Raw genomic sequence first — 20,975 nt, forward strand, 5'->3', positions numbered from 1 at the left:
CCGTGACGATCGGGAGACCGTGCGGCGGCCGAAGGTCCGCCGATCGCGCCGTGGAGGCGTCATGGTCACTCCCCGCCGAGGCCGAGCAGCCGTGCTGGCCGCCTGTCTGTGCTTCGTGGCCGCCGGGCTGGGCGCCTGCGGGCAGGGGGACACCGGCCCCGTCCCCGCGGCGCAGGCCGCCTCGGCCCAGGCGGTGGGCGGGATGGACGCGCTGATCAGGCAGGCGCAGGCGGAGGGCCAGCTCAACACCACCACCCTGCTGCCCCGTTGGGCGAACTACGGCGGCCTGATGGACGGGTTCGCGAAGAAGTACGGGATCAAGGTCGTCAACGACAACCCGGAGGGCTCCAGCCAGCAGGAGATCGACGACATGAAGCGCTTCCACGGCCAGCCGCAGGCGCCGGACGTCCTCGACCTCGGCGACTCCTTCGCCCAGTCCGCGGCGGACCAGGGCCTGCTGGCCCCGTACCGCACCGCCAGGTACGACCGGATCCCGACCAACCAGAAGGACCACCTGGCCCGCTGGTCCAACAACTACGGCGGCTTCGTCGCGATCGGCTGCGACGCCGCGCGGGTCAGGACCTGCCCGGAGTCGTTCGCCGAGCTGCTCGACCCGCAGTACAAGGGCATGGTCGCGCTCACCGGCGAGCCCACCACCGCCGGGTCGGCCTTCGCGGCGGTGTACGCGGTCGCCCTCGCCAACGGCGGTTCGTACGACAACATCCAGCCCGGCATCGACTACTTCGCCCAGCTGAACCGGATCGGCAACTTCAACCACGCCAACTCCAGCGTGGACGCGATCGCCAGCGGCCAGACGCCGATCAGCGTGGAGTGGGACTACCTCAACCTCCAGCACGTCGACGGGCTCCGGGCGGCGGGCGTGGACTGGAAGGTGTCCATCCCGTTCGACGGCAGCTTCGCGCAGTACTACGCGCAGGCCGTCAACAAGGACGCCCCGCACCCGGCCGCGGCCCGGTTGTGGGAGGAGTACCTGATCTCCCCGGAGGGCCAGAACCTGCGGCTGGTGGACTTCGCGCGTCCCGTCCTGATGGACGTCATGGCCGCCGAGGGCACGCTGGACACCTCGCTGTCCTCGAAGCTGCCGACGGTCGAGGGCACGACCACCTTCCCCACCCAGAAGCAGCTGACCTCCGCGCTGGCGGTGGTGAAGGCCAACTGGCCCGCCGCCGTGCCGAAGTGACCGGGGCGGCCGTCCGTTCCGCTGTCGCACGGCTGATGTCCGCGTGAACATGCGCTGAATTCCGGCCACTTGGGCGCGACGCCCGGCCGCCGGGCCGCCCCTTCCCGCGGACCGGCCCGGCGGCGGCTCGAAACGACGTGACGATCCGGTAGGCCGCCGCCGCCACGCCGGGCGCCGCCCGCCGGTCGGCGCCCTCGCGACCGACCCACCGAACCCCTGCCACCAGGTCTTGCTCCGGTAGTGCCGCCGCCGGCCCGGCAGGGCGCGGGCGGCCCGGGCGGGTACCGGTCGGGGCCGGCGCACCCGCGGCCCCGGTGGGGCGCGGGACTTCGGGCCGGGCACCCCCGGGGCCGCCTTTCGGACAACTCACCTTCCGTCAGCTGACATGGCCGCGCAAACATGGAACGCTTCGGGCTGGCTCGGCTGGCCCGACTCACCTGGCTCCAACCGGAGTTGAGGCCCAGTCAGCCTGTCGCCCCACTCCGCCGGCCGGCTCCGACGCCGGCCGTCCCCACGAGGAGTCCCGTTGAGTCACGTCCCCAGAAGGGCGGTCAGCGCAGCCGCGCTCACCGCCACCGCGGCCATGGTCGCCGTCGTCCTGCCCGCCGGCGCGGCCGCCGGCGCCGACCAGCTCGGCAGCCTGCGGCTGCCCGCACAGAACCGCGCCGCCGACCCCACCCCCCGAGCGGGCGCGGCGCAGGTCGCGCTGAGCCCGAGCCGGCAGCAGGAACTGCTGGCCGACGCGCACACCCGCCGCGCGACCACCGCCCGGGCCCTGGGCCTGGGCGCGCAGGAGGAGTTGGTCGCGAAGTCCGTCACCCAGGACGCCGACGGAACGCTGCACACCCGCTACGAGCGCACCTTCGCCGGACTGCCCGTGCTCGGCGGCGACCTGGTCGTCCACACCGCGCCGGACGGCTCCACCAAGGGCGTCGACCGGGCGAGCTCCGCCACCGTCGCGGTGCCCTCGACCGTCGCCGTCACCTCCGCCGACTCCGCCCGGGCCTTCGCCCTGGGCCGGGCCAAGGCGAAGGGCGGGAAGGACGCGAAGACACCCTCGACCCGCAAGGTCGTCTGGGCCGGGTCCGGCACTCCGGTGCTGGCCTGGGAGAACACCGTCGGCGGCCTGCAGGACGACGGCACCCCGTCCGAGCTGCACGTGATCACCGACGCGAAGACCGGCGCCGAACTGTTCGAGTACCAGGGCGTCGAGACCGGCGTCGGCAACAGCCAGTACTCGGGCCAGGTCACCATCGGCACCGCCGGGTCCGCCGGGTCGTACACCATGACGGACAACTCCCGCGGCGGGCACAAGACCTACGACCTGCAGCACGTCGAGACCGACGACGTACCGGGCACGCTGTTCACCGACGCGGACGACGTCTGGGGCAACAGCCAGACGAGCAACGCCCAGACCGCCGGCGTGGACGCCCAGTACGGCGCCCAGCTCACCTGGGACTTCTACAAGAACGTGATGGGCCGCAACGGCATCCGGAACGACGGCGTCGGCGCCCACAGCCGGGTGCACTACGGCGACTCGTACGTGAACGCGTACTGGTGGGACGGCTGCTTCTGCATGACCTACGGCGACGGGGACGGCAACACCAACCCGCTCACCTCCATCGACGTCGCCGCCCACGAGATGACGCACGGCGTCACCTCCGCCACGGCCAACCTGAACTACAGCGGCGAGTCCGGCGGGCTGAACGAGGCGACCTCCGACATCATGGCCACCGCCGTGGAGTTCTGGGCCGACAACGCCACCGATCCGGGCGACTACCTGATCGGCGAGAAGATCAACATCAACGGCGACGGCACGCCGCTGCGCTACATGGACAAGCCCTCCAAGGACGGCTGGTCCCAGGACTACTGGTCCTCCGGCGTGGGCTCCAACGACGTCCACTTCTCCTCGGGCGTGGCCAACCACTGGTTCTACCTGGCGTCAGAAGGCAGCGGCGCCAAGCGGGTCAACGGCGTCGACTACAACTCCCCCACCTACGACGGCCTTCCGGTCAACCCGATCGGGCGGGACGCCGCCTCCCGGATCTGGTTCCGGGCGCTCAGCACCTACATGACCTCGACCACCGACTACGCGGGCGCCCGCACCGCGACCCTCCAGGCCGCCGCCGACCTGTACGGCGCGTCGAGCCCGACCTACAAGAACACCGCCAACGCCTGGGCGGCGGTCAACGTCGGAGCCCGGATCACCCAGGGCGTGACCGTGACCAACCCCGGCGACCAGGTCACCAGGACCGGCACCGCGGTGAGCCTGCAGCTGAAGGCCGTCAGCAGCAACCCCGGGGCGCTGACCTACACCGCCACCGGCCTGCCCGCCGGCCTGACGCTCAACTCCGCCACCGGGAAGATCACCGGCACCCCCACCGTCCAGGCCCTGAGCACCGTCACCTTCACCGCCAAGGACACCACCGGCGCCCTGGACACGGTCTCGTTCCTGTGGACCACCTACACCATCGGCCAGTGCACGCCGGCGCAGGTGCTCGCCAACCCCGGCTTCGAATCCGGCCAGGTGGCCTGGACGTTCGGGTCCACCTCCCGGGTGATCGACTCCACCAACCCGTACACCGCTCCGCGCACCGGCTCGTGGAAGGCCTTCCTCGACGGCTGGGGCGACACCCACACCGACACGCTGTCCCAGACCGTCTACATCCCCTGGGGCTGCAAGGCGACGCTCAGCTTCTGGGTGAACATCACCACCCAGGAGGGCACCACGACCGTCGCGTACGACAAGCTCACCGTCCAGGCCCAGGGCAACGTGCTGGCCACCTGGTCCAACCTGAACGCGACCAACGGCTACGTCCAGAAGACCGTCGACCTGTCCGCGTACGCCGGGCAGTACGTCAACCTGCAGTTCGTCGGCAAGGAGGACCTCGCCGCCCGGACCACCTTCCTGATCGACGACACCGCGCTCAACCTCGGTAACTGACAAGCCCCTTGAGCCGGAGCGGGTGCCCCGCGGGGCACCCGCTCCGGTCCGTTCGTTCTCAGGCGGTGGTGCGGGTCCAGGTCTGGTTGGCGCCGCCGTTGCACGCCCACTGGATCAGCGCCGCGCCGTCGCCGGTCGACTTGTCGGCGACGTCCAGGCACTTGCCGCTGACCGACGCGACGAGGGTGAAGGCGGTGCCGGTGCTCTGCGGCTTCCAGAGCTGTCCGAGCGAGGCGGCGTCGCAGGTGTTCTGGACGACCTTCGCGCCGTCCTCGGTGGACGCCCCGTCCACCGAGGCGCACTTGCCGCTGTAGCGGTTGACCAGCTGCACCGCCCCGCCGCCCGTGTCCTTGAACCAGTACTGCTGGTTGAGGCCCCAGTTGCAGCCCCACTGGTCCACCTTCGCGCCGTCGGCGGTGGACCAGTCCGCGAGGTCCACGCACTTGCCGCTGTGTCCCGCCGACAGCGTCTCCCAGGGGCCGCCCACGCCGGAGACGGTGCCCCTGGCCGCGTTGATCGCGACCTCCGGGAAGTACTCCATGCTCAGCGTGGTCGCGGTGGGGAAGGCCAGCGGCAGCCACACGTACCGGGAGTCGTTGACCATGCCGCCGAAGGAGTTGCCCCAACGGTCGCCCAGGTAGAGGTAGTCGGTGGAGGCGGTGCCCTGCACCGGCAGCACGTAGGCCGTCTGGGAGCCGAAGGTGGTGGAGTCGCCGACGTCCTTCAGGTCGCTCCAGTGGCCGGTGACGCTGGTGGCGGTGCCGTACTTCTGCTGGTTCGGCGACCAGCCGGTGGCCCCGGAAGTGAGCAGGAAGTACACGCCGTTCCGCTTGAACATCGCGGGCGCCTCGCGGGACTGACCCACCCACAGGTTCTGCACCTGGGCGTCGATGCTCTTGTAGTCGGCGCTCAGGCGGTAGACGTGCAGGTCGCGGTTCTCGTTGGAGGCCGAGATCATGTACGCCGTGCCGTCGTCGTCCTTGAAGAGCGTGATGTCGCGGGACATCTGGTCGCCGAGCGGACGGAAGCTGCCCTGCCACGCGTAGTCGCCGTCGACGGTCTTGGAGGTGGCGACGGCGGCCCGGGCCTCGCCGTAGTCGGTGCTGTTCTCCTTGTGCATCCACATCACGAACTCGCCGGTGGTGCTGTTGAAGATCACCTTGGGGCGCTCGATGTTGGCCGAGGCCAGCTCCGGGTTGGTGGCCTGGGTCAGCACGTGCCGGCGGAACTGCCAGGTCTTGAGGTCCTTCGACCGGTAGACCGAGACGTAGTGGAAGGTGTTGTCGGCGTTCCGGTCCTCACCGAACAGGTAGTAGTACCCGCCGACCTTGATGACACCGCCGCCGTGGGCCTGGACGGCCTTTCCGGAGGCGTCCGTGAACTGGCTCGCGTTCGCCACCGTCACGTCGACACCTGCCGCGACGGCGGGGTCGCCGACTCCGAGTGCGACGGTCGCGACGGCCAGCAGGGACGTGAGCAGGAGAGTCTTCTTCTTACCGGGCATGGTCGTTCACCTTGCGTGAGTGGAACAGGGTGGGGCCCCCGCCGGCCGTGAGACTCCTCCGCATGTTGGCGCAATCACGACCTCAGGAGGCAGATTGTTGGAGGGCGGACCCGGCCACGTCAAGAGCAGATGACGAGGATGTTTCCGCCGGCCTCCCGGCCCGCACAAGGTGCCCGGCACGGCCGCGGCGAGCTGCCGATGCGGACAACACCGCAGCTCATGGACGAAGTTGGGCAGCGGAGTCGACCACCCGACCGGCTGCGGCGCCGCCTCGGACCCGGCACTTCCGCGCAGCGACGCAAGGCCGGGGCTTGACCTCCGGCCGCCCGGTGGTGACACTGGGCGCACCTCGCCGATGGTTGCGCAAACATGATGTCGCGCACGAACCGGCGGACGCCGGCACCCGGCAAGGCCGTCCCGAGGGCTCCGTCAGTCCGGCGTCGGCGCGGTCTGCGGGCGGCCGGCGCCGCAGGAGTCCCGGACGGTGATCGCCGGGCGCAGCAGGACCTGCCGCGGGGAGTCGCCCGGGTGGGCCAGGCGGTTCAGGAGCAGCGCGGCCGCGGTACGGCCGAGCAGGTGCTTGGGCGGGGCCACGGCGGTCAGCGGGATCTCGGCGGTGTCGGCGATCTCGTCGTCGTAGGCGACCAGCGCGAGGTCGTCCGGGACGCGCAGCCCGACCCGCCGGGCGGCGGCGGCCACCAGGGCCGCCTGCCGGTCGCCGAAGCAGACCGCGGCGGTGGCACCGACGCGGCGCAGCCCGGCCAGGCAGCGGTCGGCCGCGGCCGGGCTCCACTCCTCCAGCGCGGCCTGGAACTCGGTGGTGGGAAGCCCGAGTTCGCGGATGGCCTGGTGGAAGCCGCTGGCCACCGGCTGCGCGGTCGGGCTCGGGATGCGCAGCACCAGCCCGATGATCCGGTGGCCGAGCCCCGCCAGGTGCCGGACGGCGTCGTAGCCGCCGGCCTCGTGGTGGGTGCAGACGCTCTCGGTGGGGTCGCCGAGGCCCGCTCCCCGGCGCTCGACCAGGACGGCCGGCGCCGGGAACGCGGCGAGCCGGGCCAGGTACGCCTCGGGGGTCTGCGGACCGGTCAGGGTGGGCGCGAGCAGCAGCCCGTCCGCGCCCGCGGCGACCATCTCGGTGACGGCCGCGATCTCCCGGGCCTGGTCGTAGCCGGAACAGGCGAGCACGGTGCGCGCCCCCGCCGCCGCGAGCTCCTCCTCGATGCCCTGCAGGACGCGGGGGTAGTAGAAGGCGGTGTTGGGCACGACGACGCCGATCAGCGCGGCGCGGCCACCGGCCGGTCTCGGCGCGAGGACGTAGGTGCCCGAGCCCTGGCGGCGGACCACCAGCTCCTCGGCGACCAGTTCGGCGACGGCGCGGCGGACGGTGCTCACCGAGGCCCGGTGGGCCCGGGCGAGCTCCGGCTCGGTCGGCAGCCGGCTTCCCGCCGGCCAGCGGCCCTCGCCGATCTCGCGGCGCAGGCGGTCCGCCAGGGTGCGGAACTTCAGCCCTCGGACCTCGGGGGCCGCGGCCTCCGACGGTCGGCGAGCCGAGCCGGTCATGGGCACTCCCTGGTCCATCGCCTGACGGAGCGTGTTCCGACCGCGGTCGCCGCTCCTGCCAGGATTGTGCCGGATGGCTGCGGTAACCCCGTTCGCCCGGGGCGCATGAATGGCCGATGAATCCGGTGCGGGCCCGGCGGATCCAGCGGGCCCGCGTCCCGTGGGGAATCCGCGGCGTCGCTCTCAGTGACCGGCGGCGGCGCTCGCCAGCGGGATCGTCGCGACCACCCGCGTCCCGGTGCGCTCGAACCACACGATGCAGGCGGACGCGTACGCGCGCACCAGGCTCAGGCCGCGCCCTCCGCAGCTCTCGGCCCACCCGCCCGGCCGGTCGGCCGCAGCCGCCGCGCAGGCCGAACGCCACTGCCCCCGGTCCCGCACCTCGACGGTCAGCCCGCGGCGGTCGACACCGAGTCGCACGGTCACGTCCGAACTACCGCTGTGCCGGACGGCGTTGGCCGCCAGCTCGGTCACGATCAGCGCCACCGCCTCGTCGACGCTGCCCGGAAGCGCCCACTGCCGGACGACGTCGCGGGCGAACCGCCGGAGCGCGGGCACCGAGTCCGACACCGCGGGCAGGACGCGGACGGCCGTCCCGCCGCGGATCGCGCTCGGCGCGGGGCGTTCGAGGGTGGCGGTCTGGTGGTGGTCGGCGGTGAACATCCGGGGCTCCTGGGCTGCTGGACGGCTCCTGACTCAACGGTGCGCGCCCGGCGCCGCCGAAACCATGGCGGTTCGCCGGTATGCGGATACCCATTCGGGACGACGGGGTGGGGCGAGGACGCCGGGCCGGGGCGGGGGCAACCCGGCGGGCGCCGGACCCGGCTGGGCGGGTCGGCTCGTCGCCGTGCTCCAGCTCCGGATCGGCCACTCCCGGCTGGAGCGGGCAATCATCTGCAATTCATGTGCTGCCTGCTGGTTGTCCGGGCGCGCCGCCGATCCTAGGTTTCTGCACGTCGGGCGGGTCGGCTGGAGTCGGTCCGACCCGCAGTCCGTCGAGGGACGCACCCACCGGGACCCCTCGTCGGCCGCCCTGCGCAGCGGCCCCCCATGCCTCCCGCCGATCGGGCTCCCTCGCCCCCACGAAGAGGACGCACATGCCATCTCGAACCACACGGCGGTCCCGTACCGTCCTCGCGGCCCTGGTGCCGCTCGCTCTCGCGGTCGCCACCCTCGGCCCCGAGGCGGCGTCGTCCGCTCTCGCGGCGACGCCGACGTACACGGTCACCACCGGTGCGACCGGTACCTACGCATACGCCGACGACACCGCGGCGTGGCCGTTCGTCGACAGCGACGGGAAGTTCTACTTCCAGTCCTCGCACTCCCTGTACGCGGGCAAGGACAGCCGCGCCTGGCAGTTCTGGACCGGGACGGACATCGACACGGGCGTCACCAAGGCCCCGGTCTCCTCCACCCCGGACAACGCCGACACCACCGTGCGCTGCAACACCAGCCCGACCGGCCTGATGTCGAGCTACGACCCGCGCGGCTCCCAGACCGCCGGGTACGCCGAGCGGAACTACTGCGATCTGGTCGGCACCTGGATCGACCCGGACACCGGCGACTGGTACGGGGCCGTGCACAACGAGTTCACCCCGTCCCCGTTCGGCGACGGCCTGCACTACGACTCGATCGACTACGCGCAGTCCACCGACCACGGCGCCACCTGGACGATCAAGGACCACATCATCACCTCGCCGTTCACCACCTGGCGGGCCAACGACCAGCTGTTCACCCTGGCCTCCGACGGCAGCGTCCGCACCGGCGGCGGACAGTGCCTGGACATCAGCGGCGGCGGCACCACCGCCGGCACCGCGGTCGGCCGGTACGGCTGCACCGGCAACGCCAACCAGAAGTGGACCGTCACCGGCGGCACCCTGGTCAACCCCGCCTCCGCCCTGTGCCTGACCGCCGCCGGCACCGGCCCGGGCGCCGCCTTCACGATCCAGGCCTGCTCCGGCGCGGCGACGCAGCGCTTCACCACGCCCGCCGCCGGGGCCAAGGGACAGCTCAGCCTGGCCGGGACGCCCGCGAGCTGCGTCGACTCCACCGCCACGGTCAAGCTGGCCGTCTGCAACGACCCGACCAAGGACGGCCGGGACCAGTTCCCGAACCAGACCTACTACTACGGCGACGGCGACCCGAAGCTGTTCGTCGACACCGCCTCCGGGTACTTCTACCTCTACTACGACACCCAGATCCTGAACACCGCCGGCGGCGGCCGGGTCGACCTCGGACACGTCGCCCGCGCCCCGATCTCCGCCAAGTTCGCGCCGTCCTCGTGGAAGAAGTGGTACGGCGGCAGCTGGACCCAGCCCGGCGTCGGCGGCAAGGAGACCGACCTGGTCCCCTCGGACGGGACCAGCGCCGGCTACCTCGACGACGCCTACAACCCGTTCAACACCGGCACCACCGCGCAGCAGTTGAGCACCGGTCAGCTGCCCGGCGCCCCGCCGCTGGCCCGGATGAACGTCACCTACGACGCGTACCTCGGCCAGTACCTCGGCATGCCGCGGCCGGAGAACCCCACCACCTCGACCCCGCTGCACATCTACGCGACCACCGACCTCGCCACCCAGAAGTGGACCGACATCGGCACGGTCACCAGCCCCAGCGGCGGCGCCTGGTACCGCTCGGTGCTGGACGCGACCGGCAAGACGTCCAACTACCTGATCGGCAAGACCTTCCGCAACTACTGCATGTACAGCTGCACCCCGACCAGCAGCGGCGCCCAGTGGGTCAGCACCACGATCGACACCGACCCGACCAACCTGCCCACGCCGCCGGTGCGCCCGGGTACCGCGTACCGGATCGCCGCGGGCAACGGCCAGTACCTCGCCCAGTCCGGGTCCGGCCTCACCACGACGGTCGGCGGCGCCGCCCCGTCGCAGGGCTGGAAGTTCACGGCCACCGGTGACGGCTTCTTCACCATCGCCAACGCCGCCTCCGGGCAGAACCTCGGCGTCAACGACACCGCCGACTCCGGGCGGGCCTGGGGCGCCCCGCTCACCCTGGGCACCGGCAGTGGCACCGGCGCGCAGTGGTTCGTGCAGAGCATCAAGGACGCCGGGCTGCCGGCCGGCAGCTACCGCCTGGTCAACCGCTACAGCGGCCAGGCGCTCAGCCTGACCGCGGGCACCGGCGGCGCCACCACCGCCCCGCAGCGCGACTGGGCCAACCCCGGAACCTCCGGCGACACCCACGCGGTCGCCGCCCAGACGCTCGCCTTCCCGGTGCTCGACCTCCTGCCGGCCGGCAACCTCGAGTCCGGCGACCTGGCCGGGTGGAGCGTCCACAACGCCGCCGTCGTCACCGACGCCGCGGCCCACAGCCCCGGCCACGACCTGCGCCTGCAGTCCGGGGCGGGCGACTACGCGACGATGGAGTACACCGTCACCGGGCTGGCGCCCAACACCACCTACACCTACGCCGGCTGGGTCCGCGCCGACTCCGGCAACACCACCAGCTTCGGGGTGAAGAACTACGGCGGCGCCCAGCTCACCGCCCACACCGCCGCCACCGGCTGGACCGCGCAGTCCGAGACCTTCACCACCGGCCCGAGCAGCACCTCGGCCACGGTCTTCTGCTACCTGCCGTACTCGTCGGCCACCTCCACCTGCGACGACCTCAGCCTGACGATCGGCTGACCCGCCCGAGACCCGGGGCCCGCACGCCACCGCGTACGGGCCCCGACCGAGAACCCGGGGCCCGCACGCCACCGCGTACGGGCCCCGGGCGTTTCCCGGTCCGGCGCCGGCCGGTGTGCGGTGCGGTCAGGGCTTGCGGCAGGAGCCGCGGACGGTGAGGCGCGGGAGGAGGTCGATGCGGTGCGCGGGCAGCGAGGGCGCGCCGTTGATCCGGCGCAGCAGGAGGTCCATCGCGGTGGTGCCGACCGCCTGGCGCGGCGGGGCCACCGCGGTCAGCGGCGGGGCGGCGAGGGCGGCGAACACGTCGTCGTACGAGATCAGTGCGAGGTCGTCGGGCACCAGCAGACCGCGGGCCCGCAGCAGCATCGGCAGCTGGATGGCCTCGCGGTCGTTGTGGACGAGGGCGGCCGTGACGCCTCCGGCGACCGCCTCGGCGATCCGGTCGGCCAGCCGTTCGAGGGCGGCCGTGCGGGCCTCGGGGACGGCGGGGTCCCGGACGTCGAGGACCGGCCGCGGGTCGAGGCCGAGGCACCGGACGGCGTCCTGGTAGCCGGCCCGGATCCGGTGCGCGGTGCAGGTGTCGTCGCGGGCGGCGAGCAGCACCGAGCGGTGCCCGAGGGAGGCGAGGTGGCGCAGCGCGAGCAGGACGCCGTGGCCGTGGTCGGAGCCGACCGCGTCGAGCGCCGCGCCGGGACTGCCGGGGGCCGGACGGCGCTCGATCAGGACGGCGGGGACGGGCAGCTCGTCGAGCCACTCGTAGCCCTCGCGCTCTCCCGGCCGCCAGTTGGGGCTGAGCAGCAGCCCGTCGACCCGGGAGGCGAGCAGGTGGTCGGTCTGGGCACGGTCGTCCCTGGCGTCGTAGGAGGCGATGCCGAGGACCAGTCGGGCGCCGCGGGCCGCGGCCCTGGCGCCCGCGATGACCTCGTCGAAGTACGAGCCGACGGTGGGGACGAGCATCCCCACCACCGGGAGCCGGGCGGTCTCGGCCGGGTCGGCCGCGGCCGCGGCGGTGACCGCGCCGTGCGAACGGTGCAGCCGGCCGGCCGCCGCCAGCGCGGCGACGTCCCGGCGGACCGTGACCGCGGGTATGCGGAGCCGGTCGGCCAGGTCGACGACCCGTACCGTCCCGAGCTCGCGGACCACCCCGAGGATCAGGGTGTGCCGCTCCGACGACGGTATGGCCATCGAGTCCTCCCCTACTGGTACGAACGGAGACCGGATCAATGTCTACCATTCGATCCAGTATCGATCAATTAAGCAGCCACTCCGCCGACCACCCAGCGGCAGACGCCGCACCACGGCCCGTCCGGGTCGGGGAGCGGGAGCTCGGCGGCGACCAGGGTCCCCGCGGCGGTCGCCGTGACCTCGCAGTGCGCCGCGAAGGCGTTCACCAGGTCCAGTCCCCGGCCCGAGCAGCGCTCCGCCGCGGCCTCGGGCCCGGCGGGCCGCGGGGGGCGCCAGCAGCCGAAGTCCTGGACGTTCAGCACGAGTCGGCCGCTCCCCGCGGAGATCCGCAGGACCAGGTCGGCGCTGCCGCTGTGCCGCACCGCGTTCGAGGCCAGCTCGGTCACGATGAGCCGGACCGCCTCCTCGACCGCCTCGGCCAGACCCCACTGCCGGACCACCCGGCCGGCGAAGCGCCGAAGGACGGGGACCGAGGAGGCCTCCGCCGCCATGACGCAACCGATCACTCGGACCCGGGCCCGGCACCCGCATCCCCGGGGCGGAAGGGCGGGGGAGAATGCCTGCTCAATGCTGGTCATGGGGACTCCTCGGCGCTATGACATGTCCCCACGCTAGGTCGACCGAACGATCGAGTCAACGCATCCTGGTCATTTGCTCATCACTTGGTCGAAATGAACACATGCGATATCCCCGGTCCGCCGTCAGCCCCGTACCGGGCCCGTGCTCTCCCGCACCACCAGGTCCACCTCGACGTCGACGGTGCGCGGCGGCGTGCCGTCGGCGACGTCCGCCAGGATCAGGTCCATGGCGCGCGCCCCCGTCCGTTCCAGCGGCACCCGCACCGTGGTGAGCGCCGGACGGACGTCGAGCGCGCACGGCAGGTCGTCGAAGCCGATCACCGACACCTCCTCGGGTACGGACCGGCCGAGATCGTCCCGGAGCGCGGCCAGCGCACCGACCGCCATGCCGTCGTTGAGCGCGAGGACGGCGGTCAGGTCCGGTCGGCGGCCGAACAGTTCGCGCGCGGCCGCCCCGCCGCCCGCCCGGGTGAAGTCGGCCTCGACGGTGCAGTCGGCGTCCGGCACCTGGCCCCGCTGCTCCAGCGCCCGCCGCACTCCCGCCAACCTCTGTCGCACGGTGATCAGTTCGGACGGGCCCGCCACCACGCCGATCCGCCGGTGCCCCAGCTCCCACAGGTGCGCGATCGCCCGCTCGGCGCCGCCGCGGTTGTCCGGCGCGACGGTGTCCGCCTCGACGCCGTGGTCGCCGATGCAGGCGACCCGCCCGCCGTCGCCGGTGAACCGGGCCAGGCTCTCGGCGAGTCGTCCGGTGAACTCCCGGTCGGCGAAGCCGCTGCCGCAGAGCAGGACCGCCCGGGCGCGCTGGTCGTGCAGCCGGCGCAGGTACTCCAGCTCCAGCCGCGGATCGCGGAAGGTGGCCGCCACCATCACCATCAGGTCGTGCTCCCGCGCCGCCTTCATCACACCGGTGGCGATCGCGGCGAAGTACGGGTCGCCGATGTCGTGCACGATCAGGCCGACCACCGAGGTCCGCGCCCGGGCCAGCGCCTGGGCGGGCGCGTTGGGGGTGTAGTTCAGCTCGGCGGCGGCCGCCAGCACCCGCGCGCGCAGTTCCTCCCCCACCGCGCGTCCGCCTCCGCCGTGGAGCACCCGGGACGCCGTGGCGATCGAGACGCCCGCGTGGTCGGCGACCCGCTGCAGGGTGACGGCCCGGCCGGGGCGGTGCGGGACGTTCCTCGATCCTCCACTGCTCGCCATCTGCGTACCGTACCGGACGGCAAGCGCTTACCAAGCCCGGTCGAAAGCGTTGACGCCCTCTCTGGAAAGCGCTTACCCTCCTGGCTATTCCGCCCGGGGGGGCTCGTCAAGGAGGACGCCCTATGGACATCGGCCACCCCACCTCTGGCCTCGGGAGCACCCCTGTCGCACCGAGCAGGCGCCGTGTGCTCCAGCTCGGAGTCGCGGCCGCCGCGCTGGCCGCGGGCTCCCAACTGCTCCGCCCTTCCCTCGCCCGGGCCGCCGACGCCTTCGACGCGATGCGCGCCACCTGGGTCCAGCTGCTCACCGGGACCGGCTTCGACCCGGCGGCCGCACCGTACGCCGCCGCGCTGACCACGCTCGGCTCGCAGGCGGGCTCGTTCCAGAGCTCGATGGCGCCCACCACCGGCTCGCTCTGGCCCGACCTCCCGATCGGCACCGTCTCCGCCAATGTGACGAGCTGTTACGTCCGGCTGCGCACCATGGCGTTGGCCCACACCCAGCCGAACACCGGGCTGACCGGCAACGCCGCACTCGCCACCGCGATCACCACCGGCCTGGACTGGTTGCACGCCAACGCGTACACGCCCACCACGACCACCTACAACAACTGGTGGGACTGGCAGATCGGCGCGCCGCAGCGCCTGCTGGACACCTGCCTGCTGATGTACCCGCAGCTCACCGCCGCGCAGATCACCAACTACTGCTCGGCGGTCGACCACTTCGTCCCCGCCTCCGCCGTCGCCGCCTACACCGGCACCAGCACCGGCGCCAACCGCGTCGACCTGTGCCGGACGATCGCGCTGCGCGGCGTGCTCGGCAGGAGCTCGGCCTCGCTCACCACCGCCCAGCAGGCACTCTCCCCGGTCTTCCCGTACGTGCTGTCCGGCGACGGCTTCTACGCCGACGGCAGCTTCCTCCAGCACACGTACATCCCCTACGCCGGGACCTACGGCGACGTGCTGCTGAACGGCCTGAGCAAGCTGTTCACCCTGTTCGCGGGGACCTCCTGGGCGATCACCGACCCCGGTGTGCAGAACGTCTACACGGCGGTGACCACCGCCTTCGCGCCCTTCGTCTTCAACAGCCTGGTGATGGACGGCGTCTGCGGCCGGGCGATCAGCCGCGGCATCTCGAAGAGCGACCCGCTGCAGCTCCAGCAGGACGACCACACCCGCGGCCACGGCGTGGTCTCCGACATCCTGCGGCTGGCCACCTCGGGGCTCGCCTCGCCCGCGCAGTCCGCCGCCTGGAAGTCGACGGTCAAGGGCTGGCTGCAGCGCGACTACTACGAGCCGCTGCTGAACAACCCCGGTGTGGAGATCCCCGAACTCGCCCGCGCCCAGGCCCTGTTGAACGACTCCTCGGTCACCGCCGCCGCGGAGCCGGTGAACAGCCGGGTGTTCGGCATGGACCGCGCGGTCCACCGCCGCCCCGCCTGGGCGGCCCAGTTGAGCATCTGCTCCGCGCGCACCACCTTCTACGAGACCGGCAACGGCGAGAACCTCAAGGGCTGGCACCAGAACAGCGGGATGCTCTACTGGTACGGCGACACCTACGGCAACGGCCAGTACTCGGACGCCTTCTGGCCCACCGTCGACCCGTACATGCTGCCCGGCACCACGGTCTCCACCCTCGCGCTCGCCGATGCCGCGGGCGGCGCCTGGGGCGCCTCCCACCCGAACAGCGCCTGGGCGGGCGGCGCCACCGACGGCACCTACTCCGTGGTCGGCCAGGACGTCCGGGGGCTGCAGTCCACCCTGACCGGGAGGAAGTCCTGGTTCCTGCTGGACGACTCCGTGCACTGCCTGGGCGCCGGCATCACCTGCACCGACGCGGCCGCCGTCCGCACCACCGTCGACAGCCGCAACCTCGGCCCGAACAACAACCAGGTGTTCACCGTCGACGGCACGGTCCAGCCGGCCACCCTCGGCTGGAGCCAGACCTTCACCAATCCCGGGTACATGGCGATCGGCGGCATGGGCGCCTGGGTCTTCCCGGGCGGCGGGACCGTCAACGTCAAGCGCGAGGCCCGCACCGGCGCGTGGTCCGACGTCAACACCGGCAGCGCCACGACCGCGATCACCCGCAACTACCTCTCGATGTGGTTCGACCACGGCACCAACCCGACCGGCGCGAGCTACAGCTACCAGCTGATGCCCGGCGCCACCGCGGCCACCGCGGCCGCCCGCGCCGCGAACCCGAACGTCACCGTCCTCGCCAACACCGCCACGGTGCAGGCGATCAGCGTGCCCTCGCTCGGCCTGACCATGGCCAACTTCTTCGCCGCGGGCAGCGCCGGGCCGCTCACCGCCTCGGGCCCGTGCTCGGTGCTGGTCCGCGAGCAGGGGGGTGCGATGACCGTCGCGATCTCCGACCCGACCCGGGCCGCCACCACCGTCCAGGTCACCGTCGCGCGTTCCACCTACAAGTCGGTCACCGCCGCCTCGGGTGTCCAGGTGCTCACCACCGCCGGGCAGGTCGTGTTGCTCGCCGAGACCGGCGGCACCCAGGGCGCGAGCCGCACCGCCACCGTCTCCTCCTCGGGCACCGCGCCGGCCTCCACCACCGCCGCCCAGCTGAGCGCCACCGCGAGCAGCTACGTCCGGGACGGCTCGTACGGCAACACCAACTTCGGCAACGCCACCACCATGGTGGTCAAGAACACCAACGCCGCGAACAACGGCTACAACCGCCGGTCGCTGCTCAAGTTCGACGTCTCCGGCGTCAGCGGCACGGTGTCCCGGGCGGTGCTGTGGGTGTACGGCAACGTGCAGGACTCGGGCGGGGCCCTGTCCACCCTGCAGGCCTTCGCCACCGCCTCGGACGGCTGGACCGAGACCGGCGTCACCTGGAACACCGCACCCGCGCTGGGCGCGGCGCAGGGCAGCGGTCCGGTCTCCACCGGCTACGACTGGATCGCCCTCGACGTCACCGCCGCGGTCGCGGCCGCCCAGACCTCCGCGGGCGGCACCGGCACCGCCTCGCTCGCGGTCTTCCAGCCGCTCGGCGCGGTGGGTCTGGCGGCCGTCCTCAACACCCGCCTGAACTCCGCGAACCCGCCCCGGCTGGAGGTGGTCACCGGCTGAGGACCGCCGGGTCGATGCGGAGCCCTGGGCTTCCGGCGGATCGAATGATACAAATTGATCCGAATCGAGAGCGCAGGTCCAGCCACGGGAGTGACGCCATGACCATCACGGCCGAGCAGCGCCGGGCGCGCATCCTGGACGTGGTCCGCGAGCTCGGCACGGTGCGGGTCGCGGAGCTGGCCGACCGCATCGGCCTGGCCGCCGTCACCGTCCGCCGGGACGTGGCGGCCCTGGCCGACGCCGGGCTGCTGCGCCGCACGCACGGTGCGGTGTCGCTCCCGCGTACGGAGGCCGCGCCGGGCCGGGCGGCCGGACACGGCCGGGTGGTGGGCATGCTGGTGCCCACCGTCGGCTCGTACTTCGACGAGATCATCGACGGCGCCCGCTCCGCCGCGGCGGCGGCGGGCGCCCGGCTGGTGCTCGGCATCTCCGCCTACGAGTCCTCGGACGACCCCGCCCAGGTGGAGCAACTGCTCGACGCGGGCGTCGACGGTCTGCTGCTCACCCCGAACTGGACGTCCGCGGGCCGGCCGGAGAACAGCGCGTGGCTGTCGGAGCTGCGGGTGCCCGCCGTGCTGGTGGAGCGCCGGGCGGCACCCGACAGCCCCTTCGCCGAGCTGGACTCGGTCGGCTCCGACCACCACCACGGCGTGCTGCTGGCGCTGCGGCACCTGTCCTCGCTCGGCCACCGCGCGGTGCAGCTGGCCGCGCGGGCGGACACCTGGACCGCCCACCACGTCCGGAGCGGGTACCGGGAGGCGGTGGAACTGCTGGGCCTGGAGCCGCGCCCGGTGGTCGACATCCGCCAGCCCGGCGGCGACATGGAGCAGGTCGCCGCCCGGATCGCCGAGGGCGTGGCCGACGGCGCGCGGGCGGTGCTGGTCCACAACGACCAGGACGCCATCCAGCTGGTGCCGCTGCTGCGCGGGCGCGGCCTGCGGGTGCCCGACGACCTGGCGGTGGTCTCCTACGACGACGTGTTCGCGGCGCTCGCCGCACCGCCGCTGACGGCGGTGGCCCCGCCGAAGCGGACGGTGGGCTCGGCGGCGTTGGACCTGCTGCTGCACCGGCTGGACAGCGGCCCCGAGCTGCCGGTCCACCACGTCGACCTGCTGCCGGAGCTGAAGGTCCGCACCTCCTGCGGCGGCGCCGCCGGGAGCGGCGCCGCCCGCTGAGGCGCGGCGGTCAGCTCCGCAGGGCCCGCAGGTACCCGGCCCCGGGGCCGAGCAGGCCGCCGAGCGGCGCGGCGTCCGGGTACCACGGCGCCTCGTACTCCCAGGACACCCAGCAGTCGGACGGCAGCAGCCGGACGCAGTCGCCGATCGGGAGGCTGCCCGCGCCGAGCGGCACCGGCGTGAGGTCGGAGCGGCCGAGGACGTCCTTGACCTGGACGTAGCCGAGGTGGGGCCGCAGCGCGCCCCATGTCGCGGACGGGGTCTCGCCGGCCAGCCGGGTGTGCAGCAGGTCCCACAGCGCGCCGACCGCCGGGTGGGCGACGAGGTCGAGCAGCCGGGCGACGTCGCGCCCGCCGCGGTGGGAGTCGTGGGTCTCCACCAGGACGCGCACGCCCAGCGCCGCGGCGCGGTCGGCGACGGCGGCGAGGCGGCGGGCCGCGCGCTGGTCGGCGTCGGCGGGCAGCCCCTCGCCGCCCTTCGGGAACACCCGGACGTGGCCGGCGCCGAGGTCGGCGGCCAGCTGGAGCTGGTCGAGCAGGGCGGCGACCACCGGGCCGTCCTCGCCGGGGGCGGCGACCCCGACGTAGCCGGCCACGGCGAGCGGGGTGAGGCCTGCCCGGTCGAGGGTCCGGCGGGCCCGTTCGCGGGCGGCGGTGCTGAGCTCCGGGTGGACCGGTTCGCCGGGGGCGCAGCGCAGTTCGAGTCCGGTCCAGCCGTGCTCGTCGGCGAGCCGGATCACCTCGGCGAGCGGGCGGCCGGGCAGTCCGAGCGTGGAAAAGGCGAGTCGCACGATCAGTCCTTCCGGCGGACGGTGGGACCGTCCGGGTCGAGCGAGGCCTCGTGCGTGCTGCCGTCGGGCCAGACCACCCGGATCAGCGTTCCCTCGGTGGACACGGAGGGGCCGTCGAAGGGGTGGGCGGCCGAGCGGGAGAGGCGGGCGACGGAGAGGAACAGCGACGGTCCGACGCCGGTGCGGCCCGTGAGCACGGGCAGTGCGCCGATCGGGCCGAACGCGGTGCCGGCCGGCACGCGGACGGTCGCCGCGGCGGTGTACCCCTCGACCTGGTGCAGGACGGAGGTGAGCCGGCCGGCCTCGGCCCCGGAGAGCGGGCCGTCCGTCCACGTCATCGCCCCGGCGAGCGGGCCGTCGGTCCAGGTCTCGGCCGCGGTGCCCGCCACGGCCCAGCCGCTGTGCCGGACCTCGGTGCCGGGTGCGGCACCGGTGACCAGGTGGGCGTGGACCTCGTCGGCGCCGTGGGCGAGGACCAGCGAGGTGACGCTCACGCCGGGCAGCTCCGCGCCGGCGATCCGCGGGTGGTGGGCCGAGGCGGCCCAGCCCGGCCCGGCGCCGAGCGGCCGGATCCGGCCGCGCTCGCTGAGCTCCCCGTCGACGACCACGCCGAAGTGGTTGTCGGGCCGTCCGGCGGGCAGCGGCCCGGTGGCGGTGGAGTAGCCGAGCCGGGCGTACAGCGGGTCGTCGTCCAGCACCTGGTCGGCGGGCTGGTCGTCGCTGCCGTGGTTGTGCAGGCGGACCAGGCCGTCGGCGGCGGTGGACTGGATCAGCCAGCCCGGCTGCGGCAGCGGGTGGACGGCGTCGGCGCGCTCGACCGGCGCGGCCTCCTCGGGCGCGGTCCACACCGGGTGGTCCGGGGGCAGGAGGAGTCCGACGAACCCCTTGCTGGCCCAGTACGGCGAGGCCGGCCCGGAGTAGGGCTGGACCAGTGGCGGGTAGGGGCCGTACCAGCCGAGCGAGAGCAGGCCGTCCGGGTCGGTCGCGCCGCGGTCGAGGAAGTGGCGCAGGGCGCCGGAGGCGAGGCGGCGGGTGGCGCCGGGGGTGAGCGGGCTGTGGCCGGTCAGCGCCGCGGCCCACAGCGGGGCGGCGGCGGCGAAGCGGTAGGTGAGCGAGCGGCCCTGGTGCATCGGGGCGCCGTCGGCGCCGAAGGTGCGGGCGTAGCCGTCGAGGTGGGCGGCGAGGCGGCGGCCGTAGGTGTCGAGCAGGGCGCGGTCGCCGCTCAGGTGGGCGTGCAGCACGGGGTAGAGGTGGAACGCCCAGCCGTTGTAGTGGTCGAAGGCGCGGGGGCGGCCGTCGGTGTACCAGCCGTCGCCGCGGTACCACTGTTCGATCTTGGCGAGTCCGCGCTGCACGGCGGCCTCGGCGGCGCCGTCCTCGTCGAGGCCGGCCTCGGCCAGCAAGCCGCCGACGGTGAAGGGGAACAGCCACCAGTTGTTGTCGACCGGCGTGTGGTGGAGGGCGTCGGCCAGCCAGGCCCGGACCCGCTCGCGCACCTCGGCGTCGAGCCGGTCCCAGAGCCAGGGCCGGGTCAGGCGCAGCGCGAGGGCGATGGAGGCGGCCTCGACCATGGGCTGGTTGCGATCGCCGATGGCGAGCCAGGAGACCTGGTCGTGGTCGGTCAGCTCGCGGTCGGTGGTGGGGGTGCGGGTGCCGGCGTCGAGTCCCTGTGCGTAGCGGGCGAGCAGGCCGTGCGGGTCGTCGCCGCCGGCGCCGGCGATCCGGAAGGCGGCCAGCAGGAAGGTCCTGGCGTAGCCCTCCAGTCCGTCGGAGCGGGTGCCGGAGATGCTGGGGCGGGGGCCGGGGAGATTGATGAGCGCGTGCTCCGGTCCGGCGAACGGTCGGACGGCGGCCAGCAGCGCGTCGGCGGCGGCCTCCCAGTGCGACCTGGTCCAGCCGGTGCGGGGGCTGAGGGCGCGGTCCTCGGGCGGGAGCGCGGGCAGGGGTGCTGAACGCATGACCAATCGGATCAACCATCCAGATTTTTTGAGCGAATGATCTGATGATGATGGGCACAACCCGCCCCATCGCCCCTCATGCCAGGATCGTTACCAGAAAGTGGCCCGCAGAAGTCGTATCGATTGAGATCACTTGATCCTCGG

13 protein-coding genes are annotated in these 20,975 nt (G+C 73.3%); 5 read left to right on the forward strand and 8 right to left on the reverse strand.

All coding sequences use genetic code 11. The annotated features are described in order from the left end of the window. The first annotated feature begins 61 nt into the window (after positions 1–61). Together AB0K51_RS14080 and AB0K51_RS14085 are read left to right on the forward strand one after the other, a co-directional pair. Positions 62–1,201 carry an extracellular solute-binding protein gene (locus AB0K51_RS14080; protein WP_363454106.1) on the forward strand — a complete coding sequence of 380 codons (1,140 nt, stop codon included), beginning with the start codon at positions 62–64 and terminating at the stop codon, positions 1,199–1,201. 583 nt (positions 1,202–1,784) lie between these two features. Next, the gene (locus AB0K51_RS14085; protein ID WP_363454220.1) at positions 1,785–4,145 is read left to right on the forward strand and encodes a M4 family metallopeptidase; all 2,361 of its coding nucleotides are present in this window, start codon (positions 1,785–1,787) and stop codon (positions 4,143–4,145) included. A 58-nt stretch (positions 4,146–4,203) separates the two neighbouring features. Here the strand turns inward: AB0K51_RS14085 and AB0K51_RS14090 are convergent, their stop codons facing one another. The 3 genes from AB0K51_RS14090 to AB0K51_RS14100 all read right to left on the reverse strand — a co-directional run bounded on the left by AB0K51_RS14090 (position 4,204) and on the right by AB0K51_RS14100 (position 7,872). Next, positions 4,204–5,649, reverse strand: coding sequence for an RICIN domain-containing protein (locus AB0K51_RS14090; RefSeq protein WP_363454108.1), 1,446 nt, complete (start codon positions 5,647–5,649; stop codon positions 4,204–4,206). A gap of 429 nt (positions 5,650–6,078) precedes the next feature. Next, the gene (locus AB0K51_RS14095) at positions 6,079–7,209 is read right to left on the reverse strand and encodes a substrate-binding domain-containing protein (RefSeq protein ID WP_363454110.1); all 1,131 of its coding nucleotides are present in this window, start codon (positions 7,207–7,209) and stop codon (positions 6,079–6,081) included. Between the two features lie 183 nt (positions 7,210–7,392). Further along, positions 7,393–7,872, reverse strand: a complete 480-nt coding sequence (locus AB0K51_RS14100; RefSeq protein ID WP_363454112.1) for an ATP-binding protein — start codon at positions 7,870–7,872, stop codon at positions 7,393–7,395. A gap of 482 nt (positions 7,873–8,354) precedes the next feature. Between AB0K51_RS14100 and AB0K51_RS14105 the strand changes: the two genes are divergently transcribed. Beyond that, complete coding sequence (locus AB0K51_RS14105) at positions 8,355–10,856, forward strand: RICIN domain-containing protein (protein ID WP_363454114.1); 2,502 nt, start codon at positions 8,355–8,357, stop codon at positions 10,854–10,856. A 126-nt stretch (positions 10,857–10,982) separates the two neighbouring features. Here AB0K51_RS14105 and AB0K51_RS14110 read toward each other — a convergent pair whose 3' ends face one another. From AB0K51_RS14110 to AB0K51_RS14120, 3 genes are all read right to left on the reverse strand, one after another. Beyond that, a complete protein-coding gene (locus AB0K51_RS14110) occupies positions 10,983–12,041 on the reverse strand; it encodes a substrate-binding domain-containing protein (RefSeq protein ID WP_363454116.1) in 1,059 nt (352 codons plus the stop codon). Between the two features lie 68 nt (positions 12,042–12,109). Next, a complete protein-coding gene (locus AB0K51_RS14115; RefSeq protein WP_363454118.1) occupies positions 12,110–12,532 on the reverse strand; it encodes an ATP-binding protein in 423 nt (140 codons plus the stop codon). A 210-nt stretch (positions 12,533–12,742) separates the two neighbouring features. Beyond that, positions 12,743–13,819, reverse strand: coding sequence for a LacI family DNA-binding transcriptional regulator (locus AB0K51_RS14120; RefSeq protein ID WP_363454120.1), 1,077 nt, complete (start codon positions 13,817–13,819; stop codon positions 12,743–12,745). A gap of 185 nt (positions 13,820–14,004) precedes the next feature. Here AB0K51_RS14120 and AB0K51_RS14125 point away from each other — a divergent pair, with 185 nt between their 5' ends. Next, positions 14,005–16,908 carry a polysaccharide lyase family 8 super-sandwich domain-containing protein gene (locus AB0K51_RS14125; RefSeq protein ID WP_363454122.1) on the forward strand — a complete coding sequence of 968 codons (2,904 nt, stop codon included), beginning with the start codon at positions 14,005–14,007 and terminating at the stop codon, positions 16,906–16,908. Positions 16,909–17,006: 98 nt separating this feature from the next. After that, positions 17,007–18,083, forward strand: coding sequence for a LacI family DNA-binding transcriptional regulator (locus tag AB0K51_RS14130; RefSeq protein WP_363454124.1), 1,077 nt, complete (start codon positions 17,007–17,009; stop codon positions 18,081–18,083). Between the two features lie 10 nt (positions 18,084–18,093). Here the strand turns inward: AB0K51_RS14130 and AB0K51_RS14135 are convergent, their stop codons facing one another. Together AB0K51_RS14135 and AB0K51_RS14140 are read right to left on the reverse strand one after the other, a co-directional pair. Next, positions 18,094–18,873, reverse strand: coding sequence for a TIM barrel protein (locus tag AB0K51_RS14135; RefSeq protein ID WP_363454126.1), 780 nt, complete (start codon positions 18,871–18,873; stop codon positions 18,094–18,096). 2 nt (positions 18,874–18,875) lie between these two features. Then, positions 18,876–20,831 (reverse strand): DUF2264 domain-containing protein, encoded by a 1,956-nt coding sequence (locus AB0K51_RS14140; RefSeq protein ID WP_363454128.1) that lies wholly within the window; start codon positions 20,829–20,831, stop codon positions 18,876–18,878. Positions 20,832–20,975: the final 144 nt, after the last annotated feature.

This window comes from Kitasatospora sp. NPDC049285, assembly GCF_040678815.1.
Taxonomy (GTDB): domain Bacteria; phylum Actinomycetota; class Actinomycetes; order Streptomycetales; family Streptomycetaceae; genus Kitasatospora.